Source organism: Streptomyces sp. NPDC041200 (assembly GCF_055591805.1).
In genome coordinates, this window is record NZ_JBVIZF010000005.1 from 236,592 (window position 1) to 254,994 (window position 18,403).

Annotated in this window: 12 protein-coding genes, 1 tRNA gene and 1 pseudogene; 7 read left to right on the forward strand and 7 right to left on the reverse strand. The window is 71.1% G+C overall.

The genetic code is table 11. The annotated features are described in order from the left end of the window. The first annotated feature begins 79 nt into the window (after positions 1 to 79). Positions 80 to 817 (forward strand): helical backbone metal receptor, encoded by a 738-nt coding sequence (locus tag ACZ6CL_RS16305; RefSeq protein WP_468936536.1) that lies wholly within the window; start codon positions 80 to 82, stop codon positions 815 to 817. A 58-nt stretch (positions 818 to 875) separates the two neighbouring features. On the opposite strand, the gene ACZ6CL_RS16310 is transcribed toward ACZ6CL_RS16305, so the two are convergent. Continuing rightward, positions 876 to 2,012 (reverse strand): TDT family transporter, encoded by a 1,137-nt coding sequence (locus ACZ6CL_RS16310; RefSeq protein ID WP_468936813.1) that lies wholly within the window; start codon positions 2,010 to 2,012, stop codon positions 876 to 878. Between the two features lie 70 nt (positions 2,013 to 2,082). Between ACZ6CL_RS16310 and ACZ6CL_RS16315 the strand changes: the two genes are divergently transcribed. Continuing rightward, positions 2,083 to 3,081, forward strand: coding sequence for a LysR family transcriptional regulator (locus ACZ6CL_RS16315; protein ID WP_468936539.1), 999 nt, complete (start codon positions 2,083 to 2,085; stop codon positions 3,079 to 3,081). 22 nt (positions 3,082 to 3,103) lie between these two features. Here ACZ6CL_RS16315 and ACZ6CL_RS16320 read toward each other — a convergent pair whose 3' ends face one another. Next, positions 3,104 to 6,334, reverse strand: coding sequence for an amidohydrolase family protein (locus tag ACZ6CL_RS16320; protein ID WP_468936542.1), 3,231 nt, complete (start codon positions 6,332 to 6,334; stop codon positions 3,104 to 3,106). Between the two features lie 269 nt (positions 6,335 to 6,603). Between ACZ6CL_RS16320 and ACZ6CL_RS16325 the strand changes: the two genes are divergently transcribed. The 3 genes from ACZ6CL_RS16325 to ACZ6CL_RS16335 all read left to right on the forward strand — a co-directional run bounded on the left by ACZ6CL_RS16325 (position 6,604) and on the right by ACZ6CL_RS16335 (position 9,400). Beyond that, positions 6,604 to 7,557 carry an alpha/beta fold hydrolase gene (locus tag ACZ6CL_RS16325; protein WP_468936545.1) on the forward strand — a complete coding sequence of 318 codons (954 nt, stop codon included), beginning with the start codon at positions 6,604 to 6,606 and terminating at the stop codon, positions 7,555 to 7,557. Positions 7,558 to 7,692: 135 nt separating this feature from the next. Further along, positions 7,693 to 8,709 carry a hypothetical protein gene (locus tag ACZ6CL_RS16330; protein ID WP_468936548.1) on the forward strand — a complete coding sequence of 339 codons (1,017 nt, stop codon included), beginning with the start codon at positions 7,693 to 7,695 and terminating at the stop codon, positions 8,707 to 8,709. Positions 8,710 to 9,323: 614 nt separating this feature from the next. Then, positions 9,324 to 9,400, forward strand: a tRNA-Pro gene (locus ACZ6CL_RS16335). A gap of 724 nt (positions 9,401 to 10,124) precedes the next feature. On the opposite strand, the gene ACZ6CL_RS16340 is transcribed toward ACZ6CL_RS16335, so the two are convergent. Continuing rightward, on the reverse strand, positions 10,125 to 11,141 hold the full coding sequence (locus tag ACZ6CL_RS16340; RefSeq protein WP_468936550.1) for an HNH endonuclease: 1,017 nt from the start codon (positions 11,139 to 11,141) through the stop codon (positions 10,125 to 10,127). Then, positions 11,138 to 11,725 (reverse strand): class I SAM-dependent methyltransferase, encoded by a 588-nt coding sequence (locus tag ACZ6CL_RS16345; protein WP_468936553.1) that lies wholly within the window; start codon positions 11,723 to 11,725, stop codon positions 11,138 to 11,140. The genes ACZ6CL_RS16340 and ACZ6CL_RS16345 overlap by 4 nt, the downstream gene beginning before the upstream one ends. 343 nt (positions 11,726 to 12,068) lie before the next feature. Here ACZ6CL_RS16345 and ACZ6CL_RS16350 point away from each other — a divergent pair, with 343 nt between their 5' ends. Continuing rightward, on the forward strand, positions 12,069 to 12,707 hold the full coding sequence (locus ACZ6CL_RS16350) for a LysE family translocator (RefSeq protein WP_468936816.1): 639 nt from the start codon (positions 12,069 to 12,071) through the stop codon (positions 12,705 to 12,707). A 384-nt stretch (positions 12,708 to 13,091) separates the two neighbouring features. Beyond that, positions 13,092 to 14,204, forward strand: a complete 1,113-nt coding sequence (locus tag ACZ6CL_RS16355; protein ID WP_468936556.1) for a transposase — start codon at positions 13,092 to 13,094, stop codon at positions 14,202 to 14,204. A 21-nt stretch (positions 14,205 to 14,225) separates the two neighbouring features. Here the strand turns inward: ACZ6CL_RS16355 and ACZ6CL_RS16360 are convergent. From ACZ6CL_RS16360 to ACZ6CL_RS16370, 3 genes and pseudogenes are all read right to left on the reverse strand, one after another. Further along, positions 14,226 to 14,861: pseudogene (locus tag ACZ6CL_RS16360) on the reverse strand (integrase); the annotation flags it as partial. 446 nt (positions 14,862 to 15,307) lie between these two features. Continuing rightward, complete coding sequence (locus ACZ6CL_RS16365; protein WP_468936558.1) at positions 15,308 to 16,132, reverse strand: class I SAM-dependent methyltransferase; 825 nt, start codon at positions 16,130 to 16,132, stop codon at positions 15,308 to 15,310. After that, the gene (locus ACZ6CL_RS16370; RefSeq protein WP_468936561.1) at positions 16,129 to 18,360 is read right to left on the reverse strand and encodes a cytochrome P450; all 2,232 of its coding nucleotides are present in this window, start codon (positions 18,358 to 18,360) and stop codon (positions 16,129 to 16,131) included. Before ACZ6CL_RS16370 ends, ACZ6CL_RS16365 begins: the two co-directional genes overlap by 4 nt. Positions 18,361 to 18,403 lie beyond the last annotated feature (43 nt).

Here is an 18,403-nt window from a genome sequence, read left to right on the forward strand (position 1 = left end):
TGACACCCGCCGCCGCGGTCCGGAACCGGACCGCGGCGGCGGCCGTTTGTGCGGGCGAGAGTGGCCGTAGGGTGGGGCGATGAGGCCTTCCGCCCCCGTACGGAGCGTGGTGTCCCTGGTGCCCTCGCTCACCGAGTCCGTCGCCGCCACCGCGCCCGGTCTGCTGACCGGGGTGACCGACTGGTGCAGCCATCCGCCCGGGCTGCGCGCGGAGCGCGTCGGCGGCACCAAGAACCCGGACACCGCCCGGATCGCGGCCCTCGCCCCGGACCTCGTCCTCGCCAACGAGGAGGAGAACCGCGCCCCCGACCTCGCCGCGCTGCGCGCCGCCGGGCTCGAGGTGATGGTGACCGAGGTACGGACGCTGGAGCAGGCGTTCGCCGAGCTGGAGCGGGTCCTGGTGCGCGGCTGCGGGCTGCCGCGGCCCGGCTGGCTGGACGAGGCCGAGGCCGCCTGGGCGGACGTACGGGCCGCCGGGGCGCGGCGGCGCGCGGTGGTGCCGGTGTGGCGGCGGCCGTGGATGGTGCTGGGCCGGAACACGTTCGCCGGGGATCTGCTGGCCCGGCTGGGCGTACGGCACCTGTACGCGGAGCACCCCGAGCGCTACCCGCGCGTCCCCCTCGACGAGCTGACGGGGTGCGGCGCGGAGCTGGTGGTGCTGCCGGACGAGCCGTACCGCTTCACGGCCGACGACGGTCCCGAGGCGTTCCCCGGGCTGCCCGCCGCGCTGGTCAGCGGCCGCCATCTGACCTGGTACGGCCCCTCACTGGCGGAGGCGCCCGCGGTCCTCGGCGCGGCGCTGGCGGCGGCGCGCTGACACGGTGAGGGCGTGAGCAGCGTGCCGGGGGAGCACCGCTCGGGCGTGAGCAGCGCTGTTAGGGCGTGAGCAGCGTGCCGCGCGCCAGACCGAGCGCCGTGCGCGCCGCGACCAGCGCCCACGCCGCCACCAGGGCGCTGTACAGCACCACCGCCAGCCAGCCGAACGCGTGCAGACCGGTGTGCCGGGACAGCGCCGCCGCCGCCGTGACGCACGTGCCCACGGGGAAGGTGAACCCCCACCAGGTCATCGCGAACGGCATTCCGCGCAGCGCCGCCCGCACCACCAGCGCCCCCGCCGACGCCAGCCACAGCAGCGCGAACCCCATCACCGGCACCCCGTACACCACCGAGGCGAACCGGGCGGCGGCCTCCGGCACCCCCGCCGTGTAGGCCGCGGCGTCGGCCATCCCGCCCGCGGCCGTGGTGGACTGCCCGAGGGGACCCAGCACCAGGAAGAGCGCGGGCGTCAGCGCGGCCGGGAGCGGACCGTGGCGGACCAGCCGGTCGAAGATCAGCGGCAGCATCAGGAACGTCCCCAGCAGGCTCGCCCCGGCCAGTGCCACGCACCCCAGCAGCAGCGCCTCCCGCACCTGCCCGGGCGGCAGATGCGGCACCAGCGCCGGACCGGTCGCCGCCGACACCATCGGCGCCACCACCGGCAGCAGCCACACCGGGGAGGCGTCCCCGGTGCCGATCCGGTGCCGTACGACCATCAGCACCGGGATCCCGGCCGCCGTGAGCAGCGCGGTGAGCGTTCCGGCCGTCCACAGGACCGCGTCCACGGCCACCGCCGCCCGTACGCCGATCAGCTCCGCGCCCACGGACAGCGTCGCCGCGCCGACCGCCGACAGCGCCATGGGGAGGCAGCCGTGGAAGGGCGCGACCGCCGGGTCGAGGAGATCGGCGCGCGCCCGGTCGCGATGGCGCGCCCAGTGCGCCGCGCGGGCGGTCAGCACGGCGGCGAGCAGCAGCGCCGACAGCACCCACACCACCCGGCAGACGCCGCGCAGCCCCGGGATGTGCACCGGCAGCCCGGCGCCCGCGGTCGCCACGATCGCGGTGCCCATCACCGTGGCGTACCAGTTGGGGCCGAGGCGGCGTACGGACGGCCGGGGGCGGCCCGGGACGGCGGAGGCAGCGGGGAGGGCAGGGGCTGCGGCGGGTGCGGGTGAGGCGGGTGCGGCGGTGACCATGAACGCACCCTCGCCCGCCGCCGCGTCCCCCACCAGGCCCCTTTCTCCTATGAGGGCATAAGCTGACTTTATGAGTGAGCGGAAGGGCATTACGCCGGGCGGCGACGGCGCTCTGACGCCGACCCCGCTCGCTCACCGCGTTCCCGACCTCGGCGCGCTGGAGCTGCTGCTCGCCGTCGCCCGGCTCGGCAGCCTCGGCCGGGCCGCCCGGGAACTGGGCATCACCCAGCCCGCCGCGAGCAGCCGGATCCGGGCGATGGAACGGCGGCTGGGCGTCGCGCTCGTGGACCGCTCGCCGCGCGGCTCCCGGCTCACCGCGCCCGGGGCGCTCGTCACGGACTGGGCGCGGCGCGTGGTGGAGGCGGCCGAGGCGTTCGACGCGGGCGTCCACGCGCTGCGCGACCGCCGCGACTCCCGGCTGCGGGTCGCCGCCAGCATGACGATCGCCGAGTATCTGCTGCCCGGCTGGCTGATCGCGCTGCGCGCCCTGCGTCCCGACACCGCCGTCTCGCTCCTGGCCGGGAACACGGCGGCCGTCGCCGGGCGGCTGCTGGACGGCGAGGCGGACATCGGTTTCGTCGAGGGCCTGGAGGTCCCGAGCGGGCTGGACGGCGCGGTCATCGGTCATGACCGCCTCACGGTGGTCACCGCCCCCGGCCACCCCTGGGCCCGCCGCCGTACCCCACCGGCCGCCGCCGAACTGGCCACCACCCCGCTCATCCTCCGGGAGCGCGGCTCCGGCACCCGGCAGGTGCTGGACGCCGCCCTCGCCGCCCACGGCGGCCTGGCCGCGCCGCTGCTGGAACTGGCCTCCACGACCGCCGTCAAGGCGGCGGCGGTGAGCGGCGCGGGGCCCGCGGTGCTCAGCCGGCTGGCCGTCCGCGAGGAAGTGGCGGCCCGCCGCCTGGTGGAGATCGCGGTCCCGGACATCCCCCTGCGCCGCGATCTGCGCGCCGTCTGGCCGTCCGGCCCCCACCCCACCGGACCGGCCCGCGACCTGCTCGGCCTGACCCGGCCCCCGCCGCCTGAGCCGGGCCCGGCCGGGCCCGGCCCCGCCCCCACCGGCTGAGCCGGGGCCCTGAGCGAGGCGTTCAGAGGTGCTGCTCGCAGCACCCGTCGCGCCGCAGCTGCCGTCCCACCTCCAGCCAGTGGTCCGCCGACCGCCCGTGCGCCGCCCTGGCACCGGCGGGTGCGGGGAACGCCTCGACCAGCCGCCGCTGCTCGTACGGCACCCCGCCCCGCAGCACCGAGACCGTCCGGACCATCGCGTCGAAGTCGGCGAAGGGATCGCCGTCCACGACCGTCAGGTCCGCCAGCTTGCCGACCTCCAGGGTGCCCAGATCCCGTTCGGCGCCGAACGCCCGCGCCGGGAGGACGGTCACCGTGCGCAGCGCCTCCGCGGGCGACAGCCCGAACCGGTGCAGCGCCCGCAGCGCCACGTGCAGATGGAGCCCCACCGGCACCAGCGGCTGGTCCGTCCCCAGGGCGACCACCCCGCCACCGGCCAGGATCCGCCGGTATATGCCGATCTCGGTGCGCAGGGTCGCCAGCTGCGCGCCGGTCGGCGGCGCCCCGGCGAGCTGCCGCACCAGGGCGGTGTCCCACGGCGGCATCAGCCGGGTGACCCGCTCGTCCTCGGCGAGCGCGGGGTCCGCGCCGACCAGCGGCTGGGCGGTGAACGGGGTGGCGACCAAGCGGAAGTCGGAGGCCGTGTAGATCTCCTCCAGGTCTTGGAAGGCCCGCCCGGTCGCCGTCGTCGCATGCCCGAACTCCAGCCGCTGGGTGGCCTGGAGATGGGTCGTCAGGTCCTGTCCGAGCTGGAAGCCGGGCGTACACAGATGGCTGCCGGAGCGCACCCCGAGCTGCTCGTGTGCGAAGCGGGCGGCCTCCTCCATGATCCAGCCCGGGGCGCGGACGTACGTCTTGACGAAGTCCCAGTCGAGCGCCGCGGCGCGGTCCAGTGAGCGCCGCAGACCCTCGCGGGTGCGGTGCGCCCGGCCCATGCTGTACGCCACCCGCGGCCCGTCCAGCAGCTCGCCGGTGGCCAGCAGCCGCGGCCCGGCCAGCGCGCCCGCCGCGACGGCCTCCCGCAGCCGCGCCTGCTCGTACGCGAAGCCGCCGAACGAGACGGCGGTGGTGATGCCGTACGCGAGCTGCAGCGCGGTCTGGCGGCCGCCGTACGTGTACTGCCAGGGATGGGTGTGCGCGTCCCACAGCCCGGGGACGACGGTACGGGCCGAGGCGTCGATCCGGCGCTTCGCGGGCCGCCCGCCGCGGTGCGCCTCGACGGCGGCGATCCGGCCGCCGCGCACCACGATGTCGACGTCCTCGCGGACCGTGCCCCCGCCGCCCGTGCCGTCCCAGAACCTCCCGGCGTGCACCACGGTGTCGGCCGGGCGCGGCCGCCGGTGGTCGAGGGAGATCCGTACCGTACGGGCGTCGCCGCTCGCGACGTCCAGCAGCCGCAGCTTGCCCGCCGACAGGTACAGGACGCTGCCCGAGTCCGCCGACCAGGACGGATGGTCGGCCGCCTCGTCGGTCACCCGGCGCGGGGCGCCGTCCGGGCTGCCGTCCGGCCGGACCGGCAGCAGCCACAGGGCGGACTCGACGATGACCGCCATGTGACGGCCGTCCGGGGACCAGACCGGGCCGGAGTCATAGCGGTCGGTCAGCGAGGCGTGCTCCGCGACGGCGTGCGGTCTCGCGGCGCCGCTTTTCGTGTCGATGACCCGGATGAGGTTGTAGCCCTCGCGGAATCTCTGGTTCAGCCGGTTGCGGTCGCACAGGGCGACGTACCGGCCGTCCGGCGACCACGTCGGCCGCCCGGGCAGCCCGCCCGCCCCGAGCGGCGCGGCCAGCACCCGTTCCGTACCGGCGCCGAGGTCCCGTACGACGAGGTTTCCCGACATGTCGACACAGGCGAGCCGTTCGCCGTCGGGGGAGAGGGCGGGGTGCACCCGGCCGCCCGACGCGAGCACCGTCTCCTTGCCGGAGGCGAGGTCCCGGCGGCGCACGGCGAGGAGTCCGTCCCGGTCGTCGGCGTACACCAGAGCACGCCCGTCGCGCGTCCAGGAGGGGGCGAGCAGATACCGGGTGGCGTCCGCCCGTACGATCCGGCGCGGGGCCCGGCCGCCGGAAACGTCCGCGACCCAGAGCGAGTTGAGGGCGGCGAAGGCCACCCTGCGGCCGTCCGGCGACAGCGCGGGCAGATGCAGTCCGCGCACCGGACGCGCCCCGCCGCCCTCGAAGTCGTACCGCTTGACGGTGTACCGGGGACGGTCGACCGGCAGGGTGGCGGCGAACGGGATCCGCTCGCCCTTCGCCGGGGCGTCCGGGCGCACCAGCCGGAACTGCCCGTCCACCGTCAGCAGCAGCTCCTCGCGCGAGACCCACCGCGGCGGCACCGGCTGCACATCGCCCTCGACCGCGACCGGCGCGCCGTCCACGACCAGCGTGCAGGATGCCGCCGGTGCGGGCGTGGTGCGCAGATAGGCGAGCCTGCCGCCCGCCGACACGGACGGCGTCATCACCTGGGCGCCGGTGGTCGCGTCGGCGCGCCAGGCGGTCACCGGCCCGGTGCCGTCCGCCCGTACGGAGGCCACCGTACGGGCGTCCAGCGCGCTCCCGGCGCGTGCGCCGCGGACGAACACCACGCGCTCGCCGTCCGGGGACCAGGCGGGGTCGAAGTCCTCCCAGGCGCCGTCCTGGAGTGGCCCGTCCTGGCCGGTCAGCCCGGTCAGCCGGGTCAGCTCGCCGCTGGCCACGTCCAGCACCCACACCCGGTACGGGCTGCCCGCCACCGGGTCGCCGCCGCGCTCGGAGGCGAAGGCGATCCGGGTGCCGTCGGGGGACCAGGCCGGACCGCGGTCGTCCCACGGCCCGTCGGTGCGCTGCCGCAGACCGGAGCCGTCCGGGCGCAGCGTCCAGATGTGGAAGCCGCCGCCCCGGTACGCGCATACGGCCAGCAGCTTGCCGTCGGGGGAGTGGACCGGACGGGTCGGCTCCAGATCGGGCGGGGTGAGCGCGAGGGCGTCACCACCCTTGCGGGGGACGGACCACAGCACGTTCTGGACCTCGGCGATCAGCCGGTCGCCGGAGGGGGAGAGGGACGCGGCGCCGTTGGTGGCGGCGGTGAAGGAGAGCGAGACCCGCCGCGCCTCCGCCTGCGCCCGGGCCGTGGCCCGGGCCACCGCGTCGGCGGGCAGCGCGACTGTGGCGGCGACGGCGGTGCCCGCGGCGGCGGCCCGCAGAAGGCGCCGCCGGGAGAGAGCGGAGGGGACAGAACTTTCCGGCGACACGTCAGATGCTTCGAATGTTGCCAACAGTCCTCCTGGGGCGGGGAGTTGCACGTTTCAGGAGTCGCACGTGGTACGGAAGCGCTTGATCGTGACACACCGCCCGCGTCCCCGGTCAACACCCCGTCAGCACTCCATCGACACTCCGTCATCCCTCCAGCCACACGTGCCTCAAGCAACCCGTGCCTCAGACAACCCGTGCCTCAAGCAACCCGTGTCCATGCCCTTGGCTTGGCGGCCCGGCGAGGGAAGAGTGGGTCTCCGCCTCATCCCATCGGCCCAGGAGACGGATACGCATGCCAGCTGGCGGCATCACCCACCGCACGGACCACCTCACCGCCCCGGACGGCGCGCGCGTCGCGACGTACACGTGGCAGCCGGAGGCGGGCCCCGTGCGCGCGGTCGTCCAGATCGCCCATGGCGCCGCCGAACACGCCCGCCGCTACGACCGGTTCGCCCGCTTCCTGGCCGGGCACGGCTACGCGGTCGTCGCCTCGGACCACCGCGGCCACGGGGCGACCGCGGAGTACACCGGCGGCCTCGGGGTCATCGCTTCCGTTGGCGATGAGGGCGACGCCTGGCGGGCCATCGTCGCGGACCTGCGCGCCATCGGCGACCGGGCCCGCGCCGACCACCCCGGAGCGCCGCTGGTCCTGCTCGGCCACAGCATGGGCTCCATGCTGGCCCGCGACTGCGCTCAGGAGTACGGCGGGGAACTGGCCGGGTTGATCCTCTCCGGCACCTTCCGCTCCCTCCCGGGGGCGGAGATCGAGGGCGCGGTGGCGGCCATCGAACGGGAGATCGCGGAGCGCGGCCCCACCGCGCTGTCCACCTTCGTCCCCACGCTCTTCGCCTCCTTCAACGACCCGTACGAGTTCGGGACGGGCTTCGAATGGCTCTCCCGGGACCAGGCCGAGGTCGCCGCCTACGCGGCCGACGACCACTGCGGCTTCCCCTTCAGCACCGGCCTCTCCCTGGCCTGGCTGCGCGCCGTCCGCAAGATCAACGACCCGCGCCACCAGGCCCGTATCCCGGCCGAGCTGCCGGTCCTCCTGGCGGTGGGCACCGAGGACCCCTGCAACCAGCGGATGACCCTGGTCTACGAACTCCTCGAAGACTTCCGCTACGGCGGCACCCGGAACCTGAGCTGGAAGGGCTACCAGGGCGCCCGGCACGAGATCCTCAACGAAACCAACCGCGACGAGGTCCAGCAGGACCTCCTGGAGTGGCTGGAGAAGCACATCCCCTGAGCTGTCCAGACGGGAGCGAAACACATTGCGACCGCGATTCCGCACTCCGCACATCGACACGAACTGGATCGACACAAACTGGGGAGAATTATGAGACGTACGCATGGTGTCGCTCGCGTCCTGGTGTCAACGGTGATGACGGCGATGATGGTCGGCGCCGTGGCACCCACCGCCACTGCCGCCGAGTCAGCTGCCTGCGCGTGGACACCGGCCACCCTGCCGCTGCCCACCGGCGCGCTGACCGGCGACGTGATCGCGGCCGACGGCAGTGGTGGCTACGCGGGCACAATTTCCTATGGCGCGAATTCCGAACAGGGCGGCCGCGCTGCGCTGTGGAAGAACGGAAAGGTCACCGACTACGGCAACCTGGCCGATCCCGAATACCAGAACTGGCTCAGCGTCTCAGGCGTGAACGACGCCGGGACGGTCGTCGGAAGCGCCTACCGGCGAGACGACGGATTCCCCGCCGCCATCCGCTCGCGCAACGGCACGATGGAGCGCCTGCCCGAACTGCCCGGTACCTACGCTTCGACGGCGGAGGGCATCAACGACCACGGAGACATCGTCGGTGCCGTCGAGCTGGCGGTCGACGACGAGCCGCGCTGGCACCCGGTCATCTGGCCCGCCGACAAGCCCGGCACAGTGATGGAAATGACCGGCTTGCCCGAGATGTCGGCTACCGCCACCGGTGTCGACCAGGACGGCACCGTGCTGGTCGAGGTGGACGATGGCTACAGCCGGGTGCCCTATCTGTGGACGGACGGCGAGGCGCGCCAACTTCCCCTCCCCGATGGGGCCTATGACGTCATCGTGCGCGGAATATCGAACGGCCGCGTCATCGGCCAGGTCTCCTACGAGGCGGACAACGAGACCCGAAGCGTGCTGTGGGACCGCGACGGCAAGCCGCGCGTTGTGGCGCGGGGCGGAGATGTCGAGGACATCAACCGCGACGGCCAGATCGTCGGCCGCACCGATGATTCCAGCTGGCACGAATTCGGCGTATGGAAGCTGACGACGCTCGGTTCCACACTGAGCTACGCCCCCGACCGCGGGCTTGAACTCTCTGTATCCAGCGACGACGGCACGATCGCCGGCCGGAGCTGGAAGATTCCCGGAGGCCGCGACGAGCCGACCGTCTGGACCTGTCGCTGAGCGACCGCACGGGCCGCGCCCACCTCTCCCTGGGCGCGGCCGCAGGGCCCCAGCGCACGGCGCGGAACGCCGACGAGGCCGCCGTCGGCGTACCCGCCAGATCCGGCTCCACGAGCACCCCATCCACACCGGCGCCACGCGCCCCGGCGGCGGCCACGGCGCCCCCCCGCCGAGGGGGCGCACGATCATGGCTCACAGCACGGTCACGTCCACCCCCCCGGACGGCCGAGAGCACGCCGTAGAACATTCGCGGGACCGGCCGCGTCCCGGTCAGCGCCAGCCCACCGCCGACGCCGACGTTGATCACCCGGCCAGGGCGGGCGCACCGGGCCTTACCGATCTACCCCACGACGACGCCCAGCCGGGGATCGTCGAGCTGGAGCGGCCGCATGCGGCCGCTCCAGCTCGACGTCGCCCCGTACGCGATCGCTCCCCTCGGCCAGTGCCCCGGCGCCCGCCCCCTCCTCAACGACAAACCGCGACAGCCCGCGAACACCCTGTAACCCCGGCTCGCCCCGAAGCCCTGCCCAGGGGTGGAGGCGAGCACCCCCTGAAGTGCGGTATTGTTCTTCATGCGCGCCCGGCAAGGGGGAAACCCCGAGCCGGACAAGCACCGGGACGTGGCGCAGTTTGGTAGCGCACTTGACTGGGGGTCAAGGGGTCGCAGGTTCAAATCCTGTCGTCCCGACCAGCGTTTTCGCAGGTCGGAGGCCGTTTCCGCGAGTAGCGGAGGCGGCCTTAACCGTTTCCGGGCTGGGAGCAAGTGGGAGCCCTCTGGGAGCCCTCGTGCTCCCAACTCGCAGACCTGTCAACGACGTCCGATTCGTCCGTCACCCGATCCGGTACACCTACAGTGCCGTACCGCGCCCCTGCGCGCCGTCGTCAACCAATAGGCCCCGGGGGTCACCCCATCGATTCGGATGCTCTGTGCATCGAGAGGCATAAGGACCCCTTGTCGGCTCCCGACCTCCTTTTCGGGTGGGAGCGCGGTCCCGCGCTCCCCATGCGACAGGAGCAGAGAGGCTGTGGGCCATCCTTATGGGCAGGTTTCCGCAGGCAGTCCGTACGTGGGGGCTTTTGGTTACCGTAGGGGCCTGCGTCAAGAGGCGGTAAAGCCCCTTGGCGTCTGCCGGCAGATAGGGCACTCCCAGGGCGTGAGCGCTGTACCCGGCTCTGAAGCGCCGTAGGGAGACTGTTTGCGGAGGCCTGGCCGGAAGAAAAAGTGTGCCAAGCGAGCAAGAATGATGCCCCCGCTGTGTGTGTCGCTTGGCGTGGGAGCGACGAGCGCTGCTTACCTGCGTGTCGCACGAGTGCGGCGCTCTTGTCGTTGATGTATCCGGCCTGGGTGGCACGGGAGGCCGGACGGCCTGGGCGGCATCTGGCCCGTGAGTTGGTTTGACGGGCACTGGCGGTGCTCAATCGCAGGCGGTTTGGACCTGGCGCAGGAAGTGCGGCCAGTGCTCCGGTGGGTTGGCGCTGTGCCGCATGCTGCGGAGGCTGAGCTGGAGGGTTTTCCTGAGCGGGTGGGGGGAGTGCATGATCGCCTCGTTGCGCTGGGCGAGCCGGTGGAGTTCTTCGGGGGTGGGGAGCCGGTCGCTCTTCGCGCTGTTGCACGCTTGGTGTGCGGGCGCGAGGTTCCAGATGAGGTCCAAGTCCGGTCCGTCCCAGCCGGATACGCCGCCGAAGCGCTGCATCAGGGAGTAGGGGAAGACGTGGTCGACGGCGGTGCTGTCACCTGGCGCGATGGGTTGAGCGCAGATGAGGCAGCGGCCGTGCTGGAATCCGATCAGTGCGTCGGTGACTCCGGTGACCGAGCGGCGGCGACGCTTGTCCGTGAGCTGCAGCGTCGTCCAGTCCAGCGAGAATCCCTCGTCGATGAGGCTGCGGCCGATGCCCGCGGCGAAGGAGCTTTCCACGATGTCCCACCGAGCGCCCAACTCGGCACGCAGCCCCGGAGCCTGCTCGCCCTGGGCAACGGTGCGCAGCTCGGCAGTCAGGCGCACGATCCGCTGGTGCGAGTTGCCGGTCAGCTCGTAGAAGCGGTGCGCTGTCCGGGTGTTACCGCGCAAGTTGTGGAACTTCTGCATCACCATTCCTGGCATGGACCGCACCGCGGCGTGCAGGAGCCGGTCGGTGGGGTGGCCGAGCGCGGAGGACTCCTTGGCCTCACGCTCAGCCACGGCCAGGAAGTCCGACTCCTGGACCTGGAGCCCTGACGGTGCCTGAGGGGCTTCGGCCAGGTGCGCCACCAGGCCCATGGCGTACGGAACGGCGAGTTCCTCCAGCGTCACCTCAGTCCTGTCCTGCGCGGCGAACTCCAGCAGCGCTGCTCCGAGGGCGAATTTGTAGGTACGGGAGTTGGCGCCCAGCAAGATGGCCAGCCGCCAGGACGTACGGGCGCTCGGCTCGCTCCGGTAGAAGTCCACGGTCATCGGCTCACCCCCGCGATCGTGGGCGGCTCCGGGCGGAAGACCAGCGTGCTCCAGCCCACGTCCTCCCGGCTGAGGCAATCTGATCCCTGCCCGCGGTGTACTGCGGACAGCCCGAACCGCTCTGCCAGCGCCACGGTCTCGCCCGCGGAGACCGCGAACATACGGCGTCCCGTGGGAACCGGACCGTGCCGAAGCGACAGAGCCACGTGCCCTCCCGGTGCCACCAGCTCGGCCAGCCGCCGCATGGCATCGACACGCTCTGGCTCGTCCAGGTGCATCCACACCGCGGAGAGCAGCACGAAGTCGAAAGTCCCGCGGAGCCCGGTCAGCGAGGGAAGGGCATCGTCGATCCAGTCGATCGCCGCGTCCGCGTGAAGGCGCTGCCCGATCCGCCGCAGCTGCGGTGTGGGCTCCACGGCCACGACCTGATGCCCACGGGCAGCCAGTGCGGCAGCGTCACGCCCGCTGCCAGCACCGATGTCAACGACCCTCCCCGGAACGGGCGGCAACCACGGCAGGAACTCCTCATGCACGACCTCGAACGCCACCCCCTCGTACCGGCGGGCAATCTCCTCAGCGTCCACCCCGTAGCCTGCAGCACTCGGCACTCGCGGCTGCATCCCCGTACGCCCTTCCCATCCCAACCACACCAGTACCTTCGTCTACCTGCACGTTAGGGCATCACAAGGCAGGGCCGGAGGCAAAGCATGACCGCTTCCCGTAACCGGTGTGGCGTAGCAGGTCAGCGTCCGCCGATTCGAGTAGCTCTCCGGCTGTCGGCGGTCACGTAATTCCCCACGATCTGCATGATCAGCGTCACGTAATTCCCCAACCCCGCGATCAGGACTCCCCACGGTGGCCGCAGGCATGTGAAGTGGCCCCCATTGGGCTGGAACCGGGAGCTGTCCTCGTGCTTGCATGAGCGTCATGGTGTCTGCCGACCGTTTGCTCGCCTTCGCAGCGATGTCGTTCCTGTTGATCGTGGTCCCAGGGCCCAGTGTGCTGTTTGTGATCGGGCGGGCGTTGGCGCAAGGACGCCGGGCTGCGCTGACCACGGTCGTGGGGAACACCGTCGGCGCCTATGTGCTCATCGTGGCCGTGGCGTTCGGGATCGGGGCGGTCGTGGAACGTTCGATTCTCGTCTTCACCGTGCTGAAGCTGGCGGGGGCCGCATATCTGGTGTTTCTCGGTGTCAAGGCATGGAGGGAACGTGGTTCGCTGCATGCCGCGGTGACAGGGGTGGGGGATGCGCAGAGCGGTCTGCGGACGTTTGGGGAGGGGTTCGCGGTCGGCGTGACCAATCCGAAGACCATCGTATTCTTCGCCGCCGTGCTGCCGCAGTTCGTGGACCGTGAGCAGGGGCATGTCGTGGGTCAGATGCTGGTGCTCGGTCTGGTCTTCAACATCATCGCCGTTGCCTCTGACACCGTGTGGGGGCTGGCCGCCTCCACCGCGCGGGACTGGTTCGCCCGCTCACCGCAGCGGCTCTCCCTGGTCGGCGGTGTCGGCGGGCTGACCATGATCGGTCTCGGTGTCACCATCGCCGTGACCGGGCGCAAGGACTGAACCTGCAACTGATCCCGGGCGCGCGTCAGCCGGAGGCTTGCTGCTGGGCCCGGGTCTGTGCGAGCCGGTGGGCGTCGGTTCCGGTCTCGATGATGCTCCCACCGCAACCCCACGGGCGGGTCCCAAGCTCGTTCGCCGACAGGTGCTGCGCCGGTACTCGTTGACCTGGGAGAAGTCCGCCCGCCGATCCGGCATCGATAGTGATTTTCACCATCCAGTGCGGTTTAGGTGTTACGGGACTCTCTGTGATGGTTCCTCCTTATTGGCCATGGGTAGCGCGGACTCGTCACCGCCGACGGCTACCGCCTGAAGGGTGTCTTTATTGCCGTACGGCGACTGACCAGGGGCTTTGCGACCGCTCGAGTGTGGGCATGATCGGTGATCGTGGGTATGCGACTGCTCTACCTGATCTTCTGCCGACTGCTGGGCTGTCTCCTCTTGCTGGGCCGGTCGGCCGCCGCGAACAACGCCGAGATCCTCGCTCTCCGCCATGAGGTCACTGTGCTGCGCCGGCAGATCGAGCGCCCGCAGGTCTCATGGGCTGATCGCGCCGTGCTCTCCGCTCTCGCACGGCACCTGCCACCCGCATTACGCCGCCATCGGCTCGTCACCCCAGGCACACTGCTGACCTGGCACCGCCGTCTGGTGCGCTGGAAATGGCGCCAAACTCCAGCCGGACCCGGCCGGCCACCACTGGCGGAGGAGACGGTCGCGCTCATCCAGCGCCTGGCGCGAGAGAATCCAGCCTGGGGATACGTCAGAATCCAAGGCGAGCTCCGACGGCTCGGGCATAGGATTGCCGCCGCCACGATCCGGCGCGTTCTGCGCCGCTCCGGTCTACCGCCCGCACCGCAGCGCGCCTCCCGGCAGACTTGGCGCTCCTTCCTGCGCTCCCAGGCCCACACGCTGCTGGCTTGCGATTTCATGCACGTGGAGACCGTCTTCCTTAAGCGTCTCTATGTCTTCTTCGTCATGGAGATTGCCACTCGGCGCGTCCATGTCCTTGGCGTCACCGCCCACCCGACCGGCACATGGGTCACCCAACTCGCCCGCAATCTGCTCATGGACCTCGAGGACAGAGCCGGGCGCTTCCGGTTCCTCATCCGTGACCGAGACAGTAAGTTTACCGCCGCATTCGATGCCGTCTTGGCTGACAACGGCACAGCCGTCGTCCTGACTCCGCCGCAAAGTCCCCGGTCAAACGCGTTCGCCGAACGATGGATACGCACAGTCCGTACCGAGTGCACCGACCGACTCCTGATCACCGGTGAACGGCACCTGCGTACTGTCCTCAACCAGTACGCCGAGCATTACAACTCGGGGCGGGCTCACCGCAGCCTCGGCCTGCGTGCCCCTGACGACGACCCGAACGTCATTCCTCTTCCGGCTGCCATGGTCAGGCGCCGCCAGGTACTCGGCGGGCTGCTCAACGAGTACCGCACCACGTCACCCCGGTTGCCTCATCATCCGCAGGGAAAGCCCAGCTCAGCAGCCTGATCGGAATATTGACACCCTTCAGCCCAGGACGCGGATCCGGCGACTGCCGTGCTCGATCACCACGAGCACGTACATCCGTATCCCCGACAGGGTGACTGTTTCCATGAAGTCGCAGGCCAGCAGGGCATCAGCCTGAGCGCGGAGGAAGGTGGCCCAGGTACTGGAGTTCTGCTCGGGTGCTGGGTCGATACCGGCCTCCTTCAGGATTTCCCAGACGGTGGACGCGCCTACTTTCACCCCCAGCACACGCAGCTCGCCGTGTAGACGCCTGTACCCCCAGCTCGGGTTCTCCTTCGCCAGCCGCAGACCAGGACGCGGATCGAGCGCACCGTGCGTGGCCGTCCCGGACGCTTGGGCGGCAGGAGGCGGCATGGCGGCGCGCGATGAGGTGCGGTGCCAACGCAGCACCGTGTCAGGGCGTACAAGCAGCCGTAATCTTCGCAGGACGTGCGCTGGCAGCCGGTGCAGCAGCGCCGCCAGGAATGCCCGATCGCTGGGCGTGAACCGGACTTTGCCCTTGCCGAGTTGACGTTCCAAAACGGTGATCTGGTGGCGCAGGGCGAGGATCTCCGCGTCCTTGTCCCGGTCGGTCATCGGCAGCAGGCGAAGCATCGCGAACGCGTTCGTCACACCCAGGTAAGCCAGTCGCAGCAGCACGGTCGATCATCTTGCCGCGGTGAGCGCCAGCCTCACGAGAGCGCCAGTTCTGGCAACTTCGCCGGTCGACCTCCGGTACACCGCGCGCACCGCCTCCCACCAGGGCGGATGACATTTTCGGCAAGCGCACTGTCTATCGGCAAAACCCCCGCCGATCCACACCCCGAATCGGTGGGCAGGAGGCCGAGGTCCTTCGGATAGTGGGGAGCTTCAAGCGGATCCGCGCGAAGCGACAAGCCCCGGCCGGAAGCTGGCACAGGGCATGAATGTACAGGCCAGAGGCCGTTGTCAGTGCTTGCCTCTACAGTCTTCGATGTCGCTGGACGAAAGCGAATTGAGAGGGCGTCTCCCAGGCCACCGGCTACCGCTACCTGCACGAAGGCAAACGTCAGTGAGCCAGGCCCGAACCTTTTTGGAGCGGTGGGCGCCGCTGCTGGGGTCGCAGGTCACTGACGAACCCGGCCCCGCGTGCCCCTGCGGCCACGGACCGAGATCAGACTGATGCCGGTGTCGGTGAAGGAGGGGGTGCGATGGAGCGCACGCATGTTCTCGATGTCCGGGCGGGTGAGAAACCCCTTGTCCAGTAAGGCGGGGACGGCTTGGTCGAATGTCGCCGTCCAGAAGGCATCGGTCGCACTCCGATTGCCTACGGTGCCCGGGGTGATGGAGGACTCGACCTTGTCCAGGCCGAGCTCGATGAATCGGTCGGCAAGCGTGTCGGCCCAGCGCAGGTCGGATCCGACCGTCGTGGCGAGAAGGTTTTCGCCAGCGCGTGTGATCTTCCTGAACAGAGGGTGCGGGGAGGCATCCGCGGGGCGGACGGAGAGGTCCTCGACGACCAGCCAGCCGCCGGGACGCACCCAGCCGGCGACCCGCTGAAGCAGCTCCTCACGCTGGGGCAGGTGGCACAGCAGGGCGCGGGCGTGAACGAGGTCGAACGTCTCGGGCGGGAAGTCTTCGCGTACGGCGTCGTGCTGGAGCACACGAACCCGCGTGGAGGGCGGGAAGCGCAGGAACCGGGTCTCCGTGTCGGTGGCGGTGACCTGCCCGAGCGGATGGTGAGCGGCCAGCCAGGCGGCGACCGACCCGGCTCCGGCACCCAAGTCGAGACAGTGCGCATCCGCGGGCAGGTCGAGACGGCCGAGCACGCGGAAGGTCGCCGGGTCGAACGCGACCTCCAAGGTGCGCAGCCGGGCATGTTCGCCAGGGACGTGGTGGGCGACGTAGCTGCTCGCGTAGCCCTCGGTCGCCGCCTGCTCAGCGCCGGTCACAGGGTGACCTCCAGTCGGCCGGGGCAGCGGTTGAGGAAACCGGTCGGTACGGGCCGGAAACCGCGCGCCCAGCGAAGGCGGGGGTACTCGCCGACCAGTAACCGCAGGCCGGTGGTGATCTCGGCACGGGCCAGGTGCGATCCGAGACAGAAATGCCGGCCCGCGCCGAATGCGAAGTGGCTGGCCGCGCCGCCGTACTCCCGGTCGAGACCGTCGTCGGCGCGGTGCAGTGCGAAGGCGTCCGGGTCCGGGAAGCGGCGAGGGTCGCGGTTGGCCGAGCCGATAAGGCAGGCGACGGTGACACCCGCCGGTACGGCCCCAGAGGGCAGGTCGATCGCTTCGCGGGTCTGGCGGAGCACCAACTGCAGGGCGGGGTCGCGGCGCAGGGTCTCGGCGAGCGCGAGGTCGATCGCCGCCGGGTCGGTACGTATCGCGTTCAGCAGGCCCGGGACCTCCAGGACGTTGGCTATCAGGTTGGCGAGGGTGCCGTGGCTGGTCTCGCTGCCCGCGGTCATCAGGACCGCGCAGCACCCGCGGACGTACTGCTCCGAAAGCGGTCGGCCGTCGACTGTGGAGGTCAGCAGGGCGGAGATCAGGTCGTTGCCGGGGCGAGCGCGCCGGGCGTCCAGGTGGGGCTGGAGATAGTCGTAGAAGTCGTCCCGGTTGGCGAGGCCGTGTGTCAACAGCCCCGGGTCCTGACGGTAGTTGCCCATGTAGGAGAAGCCCACGGTGCACCAGCGTTTCAACCGGGCGACCTGCTCGGGTGTGTCGGCGGGCAGGCCCAGCGCGCGGGCCATCACCTGAATCGGCAGGGGGGCGGTGAACTCGGACACCAGGTCAACCTGGTCACGGTCGCGGAGCCGTGCCACCAGGTCTCTGGTGACTTCGGTGATGGAGTTCTGGAGGATGGCCAGGGCCCGGCCGCGGAAGGCGGGCGTGAGCAGCGCGCGGTGCACGGCATGCTCCTGGCCGTCCATGGACACGATGCTGTGGCCGAGCAGCGGGGCGATCTGCCAGGTGTAGTTCTCGTTGCTGAACCTCGGATCGATCAAGGCTGCGCGTACATCCGCGTGCCGACTCAGCAACCAGGTATCGGTGGGTTCGTCGTAGGCGATCGGCATGGTGTCGCGCAGCCGCCGGTACAGCGGGTAGGGGTCGGTCTCAAAAGCCCGTGACTTCAGTGTGGGTGGCGTCAGCGAGGTGTCCACGGCGCCCGCGCCGGCGCGGGCGTGCGGGCCGGCAGTGGCTTGCAGGTGGTAGCGGGAAACGTCCGCGTGCCAGTCGGCGGAGGCACGCATCGCCTGTTCGAGCCGTCCGATCTGCGCTGCCTGCGCCGCAGCACGAGGACCGGACGGTGGCAGGTGGGCGAGGTGGCGGAGTTTGCGGGCGGTGAAGCCGTCCGCGGTCGCGACGATCATGTCGCGAGTCGCGTCCAGGGTTTCCTGCCAAGGGGTGCGATGTTCCCCAGCGAGAAGCATGACCAGGTTGAAGGGCTCGTCGTGGACGAGGTCCTTCGCGACGGAGTGAATGTCGTTGGTCCAGGCAATTACATCCGCTGCGAGAGCGCGCAGGTCGCGCCAACACCCCTCGCCGCACGGGTCAGTGGACTGGACGGCGCCGTCCGCGGCTTCGATCAGGTCGAAGAACAGCAACGCGCCGAACGCGTCGCGCCGCAGCTCGGTGTATTCGGCCACGGTGAAGGTCGCGCCGCGCTCTCGCATCCGCACCAATGCCTGCTGCGCGCGCAAATGGTGGAGGAGATTGCGGCGCAATCGCGCCTGCCACGCCGTGTCGCCGAGGCTCCGGGTGCGTGGCCACAGGTCGGTGGCCAGAACGTGCAGCATCGGATCGCGGCTGCCCGTGTCGCCGCCCGGACCCACGATCGATTCGACCTCGGCGGAGAAACGCTCCAACGCCCCACCCTCGCCCCAGGGGCCGTCGTCGACCCGGTCGTCGAGCACCAGCGCCCACAGGAACCAGTCCATCAGCACCGCCGCACCGGGCAGTGGCGCCGGACCGGCCAGGGCCACCCCCAGGCCCAGCAGGGCCGACTCCTCCAGTCTGGCCCGGCCTCTCAACCCGATCAGGCCGTGTCGCTCGGCCCAGCCGATGGCGGCGCCCCGCAAGGTGCCCGCGTCCGGACGGGATGGCGGCGGCTCGAACGGCAAAGCGATCGAGGGGACGACGAACACGGAGGCCGGATCGCAGACCGGCGGTATGGGCGTCATGGATATTCCTCACACACGCTGGAGCATGCTCGACCAGGGTTTC